Source organism: Sandarakinorhabdus oryzae (genome assembly GCF_009733735.1).
Lineage (GTDB): Bacteria > Pseudomonadota > Alphaproteobacteria > Sphingomonadales > Sphingomonadaceae > Sandarakinorhabdus > Sandarakinorhabdus oryzae.
Genome location: NZ_WNJP01000150.1, coordinates 1 through 6,544, shown reverse-complemented (window position 1 = coordinate 6,544; position 6,544 = coordinate 1). Strand labels below are relative to the sequence as shown.

The following is a 6,544-nucleotide window of genomic DNA, read 5'->3' as shown; positions in this document are numbered from 1 at the left end:
GCCTCGCCGATGCGCGCGCGGCGCTGCGGCCTGGTGGCGTGCTTGCCGTCTGGTCGGCCGCGCCGGACGCCGCCTTTGGCCGGCAATTGGAGCGCAGCGGCTTTGCGGTGGAGACGGTGCCGGTGCGGGCGCGCGAGAACGGCAAGGGCGCCACCCACATCATCTGGTTTGCCACGAAACGCTGAGCGCCTAACCCGGCAGCCTGCCCGTCTGGCGCAGCGCCTCGCCAACGGCCTGGCCGGCAAGGCAAGTCTCGGTAAGCGGCCCGCTGCAAGGCCAACCCGCCAGAATGGGCGCTGCACGCATTCATCGGTTGCGGCGGAGCAGCGCGGTCAGGTGGGCGGCGATATGATCCAGGAAGGCGCGAACATGGGGCGTCTTTCGAATATCCTCCCGCGTGATCAGCCACGCCTCGCTCGGCGCCTCGGCCAGCGGCGGCAGGCAGGCGATGATGTCGTCATTGCCGGCAATCGTCACCTCCGGGAGGATCGAGATACCGGCGCCGACCCTGACATAGCCAATCAGGGCATGGATGCTGACCCCCCGCAGCGCGCACGGCTCCACCAATTCGTGAAACCGTCGGAAGGGCACTGATTGGGCCAACTGCCCTTCCGCCCCGATGACCTTGTGATCGCCAAGGTCCGTCAGCGAGGATGGAAGGCCGTGCGCCTCAGCATAGCCGACGCTGCAACATGGCTGCCAGACGATCTCGCCAACCTTGCGCAGGATCAGGCCGGGCTCATCCGGTCGCGGGCCCGCCCTGAACGCGATATCGGCATCACCCGCTGCAACATCCTCGAACGCCAATCCGGGCACTGTTTCCACCGTGACACCAGGATGGAGCCGCATGAATTCAACAACCGGGCCCATGATGGCCGGGTCGCCGCCGTCAGGTGGCACCGCGAAGCGGATTCGACCGGAGAGCTGGCGCCTGGCGACAGCGCCGGCCTCCGCCATGCGCACCATGGCGAGGCCCGCCGCTTCGGCCAACGGCAGCAATTCCCGGCCCTGGTCGGTGAGAAAATAGCCTTGCGGGCGTCGTTCGAAAAGCTTCAGGCCCAGCGCCGCCTCCAGCGCGTCGATCCGGCGCGTCACCGTCGACTGGCTGGAGCCGACCTCCCGAGCCGCCGCCAGTGAACTGCCGGTGCGGGCCACCGCCAGCAGATAGCGAATGTCTCCCCACTCGAACAATGCCCAGCTCCTTCACGGTCACCATAAATGGATAACGCTCCGGCAGAAATGGGGTTTTTCCGGCGCTTCCTGGCCGGATAGGGCCGATCCCCGGCAGCCGCGCCGATGCGGGAGGATCGTTCAATGACCGTGCAACAGACAGATTTCGAGGCCGGCATCGGCAGGCGACTGGCCTCGCCACGCACGGTGAAGACTGACACCGTCTGGACGGAACATCTGTTCTTCACCGGCTACATGATGGCCGCGCTGCTGGTCATCTTCGTCGGATTTGCGCCGAGCTTCTACCTGCGTGGCCTGGTCCCGAGTGCCGCCCCGTTGGCCCCCTTGCGCATCGACACGATTGTGCACGGCGTGCTTGCCAGCCTGTTCATGCTCGCCTTCCCGCTACAGGCCATGCTGGCCGCGACGGGCCGGATCAGGGCCCATGTCGCGCTTGGCAAATGGGCCTTTGCCTGTGGCGCCGCTCTGGTGCCCATGGCCTATGTGGTGGGGGCGCAAGCCTACCATGCCATCCGGCCGGTGCCGTTCCCGCGCGAGATGCTGGAAGGCCTGGTGGCGCTGCCCTTGTTCGGCAGCCTGGCCCTGGGCCTGACCCTGTGGCTGGCCTGGCGCCGGCGCTTTGACGGCCCGGCCCACAAGCGATTGATGGTCGCCCTCGCCTGCCAGCTGGCCGATCCGGCGATCTTCCGCCTGCCCATCTCGCCGCTGGACCCCATGGGACTGCTGGTCATCCAGGCGATCATGCTGGCAACGCTGGCGCCGCTGTGGATCTGGGATGTTGCCACCCGCGGCCGCATCCATCGCTGGACGCTGATCGGCAGCCTGATCTTCATGGGCGAAGTGGTCGCACGCACCCTGGTGATGCCGGCCTCCGCCTGGGCCACGCTCGTCCACGCGTTGCCGCTTTATGGCCAGCCCTGACAGCAGACAGAAGGAACGCACCATGTTGATTGCCCACCTGCGCTTTCCGATCGCACCGGAACATCGCCAGATCGCAACCGATGCCCTGCTGGAAAGCGCGCCGGCGGTCCGCGCCATGCCCGGCTGCATGGCCTTCCACCCGGTGCACGATCCCGCCGACCCGGCGATGCTCGGCATCGTCCATGAATGGCAAAGCGAGGCGGATTTCGCCGCCTACACCGCCTCGGACCTGTTCAAGGCGTTTGGCGAGCGCATCCGCCCGCTGATGACCGGAAAGCCGGAGAGCAGACGCTTTCACGCCAAATTGATCGAAGTCGTCGCCTGATTAGGGGCCTGCGAACCGGTCAATCGGCGTCCCCCGGCAACCCGCCCGTCTGCCGCAGCGCCTCGCCCACGGCGATGCCGGCCGACATGGCGAGGTTCAGCGAGCGTACTTCTGGCCGCATCGGCAGGCGGATGCGGCCGGCGCAGGCGGCGTGGACATGCGGCGGCGCCCCAGCGCTTTCCTTGCCGAACAGCAGCACATCATCCGGCCGAAAGGCGAAGTCGTAAGCCGAAACGCTGCCCTTCGTGGTGAGCAGCACCAGCCGGGCGCTGCCGATGGTCGCGTGGAAGGCGTCCCAGTCGGCGTGGCGGGTGATACTGACATGATCGATATAGTCCATCGCCGTGCGGCGGACGCGGGCATCGTCCCATGCGAAGCCCATCGGCTCGATCAGATCAATCGGCACGCCAAGGCACGCGCCCAGCCGCAGCACCGCGCCGACATTGCCGGCGATTTCCGGCTCATACAGCGCGATCCGCATGGATCAGACGAGGTTGCCCACCGCCCGCTGGATGCGTTTGCAGGCCTCCTCCAGCGCCGCGTCGGACGTCGCATAGCTGATCCGGAACGCCGGCGAGCCCCCAAACGCGGCACCGTGGACGACGGCGACGCCTTCGGCTTCGAGCAGATAGGCCGCGACGTCCTCGTCGTTGTTGAGGATGCCGCCGGTGGGCGTCTTCTTGCCGATCAGGCCGGAGCAATCGGGATAGACATAGAAGGCGCCTTCCGGCCGCGGGCAGATCAGGCCGGGCGTCTGGTTGAGCATGGAAACGACGAGGTCGCGCCGACGCTGGAAGGCGGCGTTGCGCTCCTTGAGGAAGCTCTGGTCGCCATTGAGCGCCGCCACCGTGGCCGCCATCGAGATCGAGCAGGGATTGGAGGTGCTCTGCGATTGCAGCTTGGCCATCGCCTTGATGATCCAGGCCGGCCCGCCGGCAAAACCGATGCGCCAGCCGGTCATGGCATAGGCCTTCGACGCGCCGTTCACCGTGAGCGTGCGATCGTAAAGGCCAGGCTCGATCTCGGCCAGGGTGCCGAAATCGAAGTTGTCGTAGACGATATGCTCATACATGTCGTCGGCCAGCACCAGCACCTGGGGGTGGCGCATCAGGACATCGGCGAGCGCCTTCAATTCGGCGCGCGAGTAGGCCGCGCCGGTCGGGTTGGAGGGCGAGTTGAAGATGAACCAGCGGGTGTTGGGCGTGATCGCCGCTTCCAGCTGCGCCGGGGTGAGCTTGAAGCCCTGGGCGACGCCGCAGTTGATGACCACCGGGGTGGCGCCGGCCAGCATGACGATATCGGGGTAGGACACCCAATAGGGCGCCGGGATGATGACCTCATCACCCGGATCAAGCGTGGCCAGCAAGGCGTTGAAAATCGTGTGCTTGCCGCCGCTGTTGATGCTGATCTGGTCAAGCCCGTAATCGAGATTGTTGTCGCGCTTGAACTTGGCCTGCACCGCCGCCTTGCACTCGGGCGTGCCATCGACACCGGTATATTTGGTCTGGCCGGCGCGGATGGCAGCGATGGCGGCGTCCTTGACGAAATCCGGCGTGTCGAAATCCGGCTCGCCGGCGCCCAGCCCGATGATGTCACGGCCCTGGCGCTTCAGATCGGCCGCCTTGTTGGTCACCGCGATGGTGGGCGACGGCTGGATGCGGTTGATGGCGGCAGAGGTGCGCGGAGTCATGACGGCCTTCCTTGTTGCGCCGCCCGTCTAGCGAAACTCGCCAGCCGGCGCAAATCAGGCGCCCCGTGCAGTTTTTTCGCGGCATTCTGACGATTCACCGCACAAAATCAGCACTTTGTTTACCATCTTCTGACACAAGGCAGGTCAACTTCAGGGGGACAACGACAGTGAAATTGAAATTTGCTTTGCTTGCGGCCGCCATTGCCATGGCCTCGGCGGCCAACGCCGCCATCTTCACCGTGACGTGGAGCGGCGCCCAGTTCGGGAATACGGCCAGCGCCGTCGGCGTGTTCGATATCGATACCAGCCTGTTCCCCAACCTGGGCGGCGCCCAGCCCACCAACCCGGTCGGCACCGGCTTCTCGATCATCAGCTTCAACGTCAGCGGTTCGGCCGGCGGCAATGGCAGCTTCACCCAGGCCGATTTCGGCAGCTTCTATTTCGCGGCATTCAGCCCGCTGAACTACAGCCAGCAGCTCATTGGCCAGACGATGGGCAATGGCTTCAATTTCGGTAGCTTCGGCGCCGGCTATGGCGGGCCGAGCGGTGATTTCAACCTGTTCAGCGTGAACCCCGGCGCACCCACCGGCAGCTTCTACTTTCAGCTCACCACGGCGGGCGGCGACAATATCGGTGTGACGTCCTTCGCACCCGGCACCGTGCCCGAACCGGCGAGCTGGGCGATGCTGATCGCCGGTTTCGGCCTCACCGGCGCAGCCCTGCGTCGTCGGCGCGGCACGGTCGCTGCCTGATCACGAATAATGTGTGTTGCGTGGGGGCGGCCAGCAATGGCCGCCCCTTTTTCATGCCAGCCTGGCAGAAACCAGCCCACGCAGGGCGTTGCCGACAAGGAAACCGCTGGCAAGGTCTGCCACGGTCAGCTCGGCTTCCACGGCCCGTCCTTCGGCCAGCAGCCGGGCACGCAGGATGCCGGGCAGCAGGCCCAGCGCGGCTGGCGGAGTAAGCAGGCGGCCGTCGCGTTCGACGAAGACATTGGTGAAACTGCCTTCCGTCACCAGCCCATCGGGGCGGACGAACACCACCTCCCCGGCCCCACTGGCCCGGCGGGCATCGTCATAGAAGGCACGATCGCTGGTCTTGTGGCAGAGCCGCCAATCGTCCGGGCTGACCGGCAGCGGTGCCAGTGCGACGGGTAACGGTTCGGGCAGCGGCGCAGGTGGCGGCGAAAGCTGCAGGCTCCATGCGCCGGATGGGGCGAGCAGCAGCCGGGCGCGGCCGGTATGAGCGGTGACCAAACCGGGCAGCACCTGCGTCACAGCGGCCCTGTCAAAGCGGTGGCCAAGATGGGCGGCGCTGGCCGCCAGCCGGTCGAGATGCAGCACCAGATCGGGCATCAGGCCCGCTTCCACCCGCATCGTCTCGATCAGGTCGGGCAGCGGCCGGCGCTGCAGAAAGGCCGCCTTGGCCAGGCATTCGGCCCACTCATCTGCGGCCACGCTGTCGGCGACGATGCCGCTGCCCAGCCCCAGCCGGGCCGTCTTGCCGCCCACCGGCAGTGCGAGGGTGCGGATGGCGACGTTGAACAGCGCGTCGCCCGTGGCCGAAATCGCGCCGATACTGCCGCAATAGACGCCGCGCGGGGCGGGCTCGAGCGCGGCCAGCACCTCCATGCTGCGGATCTTGGGCGCGCCGGTCACCGATCCGCAGGGAAACAGCGCCGCCAGCACGTCGACTGCGCTGACGTCTGGCCAGGCGGTGGCCGTCACGGTCGAGGTCATCTGCCAGACGGTGGGATAGGCTTCCACATCGAACAGCGCCGGCACCTGCACCTGATCGGCCACCCGCGACAGGTCATTGCGGATGAGATCGGTGATCATCAGATTTTCGGCGCGATCCTTGGTGCTGGTGGCCAGCGCCGTTCGCCGGGCGCTGTCTTCGGCGGCAAAGCGCCCGCGCCGGGCCGTGCCCTTCATTGGCCGTGCCGTCAGCTGGCGGCCATCGAGCCGGAAGAACAGCTCGGGCGACAGGGACAGCAGCCACAGATCCCCCGTGAACAGCACCGCCCCATAAGGCGCCGCGCTGCCGGCGCGCAGCCGGGCATAAAGGCTGAGCGGATGGCCTTCGACAGCCACATCGGCCGGGAAGGTGAGATTGGCCTGATAAATATCGCCTGCCGCGATCAGCGCGTGCAGCCGTGCCACGGCAGCGGCATGGGCCGGCTCGTCGATGCCGGGTTCGACCGCGCCAATCGTCGCCGGCCGCGCCGCCCATTCGGCGAGACAGTCAGGCTCGGCAGATTGTTCTTCGGCAAAGCGGCCCATCCACAGCAAGGGCTGACCGGTTGGCGGCACCCGGCCCAGCCCCGCGAGGCGCGGCTCCAGCGCGTGCCCCGCCTCGAAGCCGATGAAGCCACCCCAGGGGCCTGGCTCGGCCAGGCGCGCCAGTGCCGGGGCCAC

7 protein-coding genes and 1 pseudogene are annotated in these 6,544 nt (G+C 67.0%); 4 read left to right on the top strand and 4 right to left on the bottom strand.

What is annotated here, in order from left to right:
* Nucleotides 1-185, top strand: a pseudogene (locus tag GJ693_RS16985) (spermidine synthase); the annotation flags it as partial.
* 121 nt (nucleotides 186-306) lie between these two features.
* Here GJ693_RS16985 and GJ693_RS12660 read toward each other — a convergent pair.
* A complete protein-coding gene (locus GJ693_RS12660) occupies nucleotides 307-1,191 on the bottom strand; it encodes a LysR family transcriptional regulator (RefSeq protein WP_156256653.1) in 885 nt (294 codons plus the stop codon).
* Between the two features lie 123 nt (nucleotides 1,192-1,314).
* Between GJ693_RS12660 and GJ693_RS12655 the strand changes: the two genes are divergently transcribed.
* Together GJ693_RS12655 and GJ693_RS12650 are read left to right on the top strand one after the other, a co-directional pair.
* Nucleotides 1,315-2,112 carry a hypothetical protein gene (locus GJ693_RS12655; protein WP_156256652.1) on the top strand — a complete coding sequence of 266 codons (798 nt, stop codon included), beginning with the start codon at nucleotides 1,315-1,317 and terminating at the stop codon, nucleotides 2,110-2,112.
* A gap of 22 nt (nucleotides 2,113-2,134) precedes the next feature.
* Nucleotides 2,135-2,437, top strand: coding sequence for a putative quinol monooxygenase (locus GJ693_RS12650; RefSeq protein ID WP_197042177.1), 303 nt, complete (start codon nucleotides 2,135-2,137; stop codon nucleotides 2,435-2,437).
* Nucleotides 2,438-2,456: 19 nt separating this feature from the next.
* On the opposite strand, the gene GJ693_RS12645 is transcribed toward GJ693_RS12650, so the two are convergent.
* Complete coding sequence (locus tag GJ693_RS12645; protein ID WP_156256650.1) at nucleotides 2,457-2,918, bottom strand: tRNA (cytidine(34)-2'-O)-methyltransferase; 462 nt, start codon at nucleotides 2,916-2,918, stop codon at nucleotides 2,457-2,459.
* A 3-nt stretch (nucleotides 2,919-2,921) separates the two neighbouring features.
* Nucleotides 2,922-4,127: a pyridoxal phosphate-dependent aminotransferase gene (locus GJ693_RS12640; protein ID WP_156256649.1), complete on the bottom strand. Its 1,206-nt coding sequence runs from the start codon at nucleotides 4,125-4,127 to the stop codon at nucleotides 2,922-2,924.
* 167 nt (nucleotides 4,128-4,294) lie between these two features.
* Between GJ693_RS12640 and GJ693_RS17530 the strand changes: the two genes are divergently transcribed.
* The gene (locus GJ693_RS17530) at nucleotides 4,295-4,879 is read left to right on the top strand and encodes a PEPxxWA-CTERM sorting domain-containing protein (protein ID WP_235902871.1); all 585 of its coding nucleotides are present in this window, start codon (nucleotides 4,295-4,297) and stop codon (nucleotides 4,877-4,879) included.
* 51 nt (nucleotides 4,880-4,930) lie between these two features.
* Here the strand turns inward: GJ693_RS17530 and pabB are convergent.
* A partial coding sequence (pabB, locus tag GJ693_RS12630; RefSeq protein WP_156256648.1) for an aminodeoxychorismate synthase component I occupies nucleotides 4,931-6,544 on the bottom strand: 1,614 nt, incomplete at its 5' end.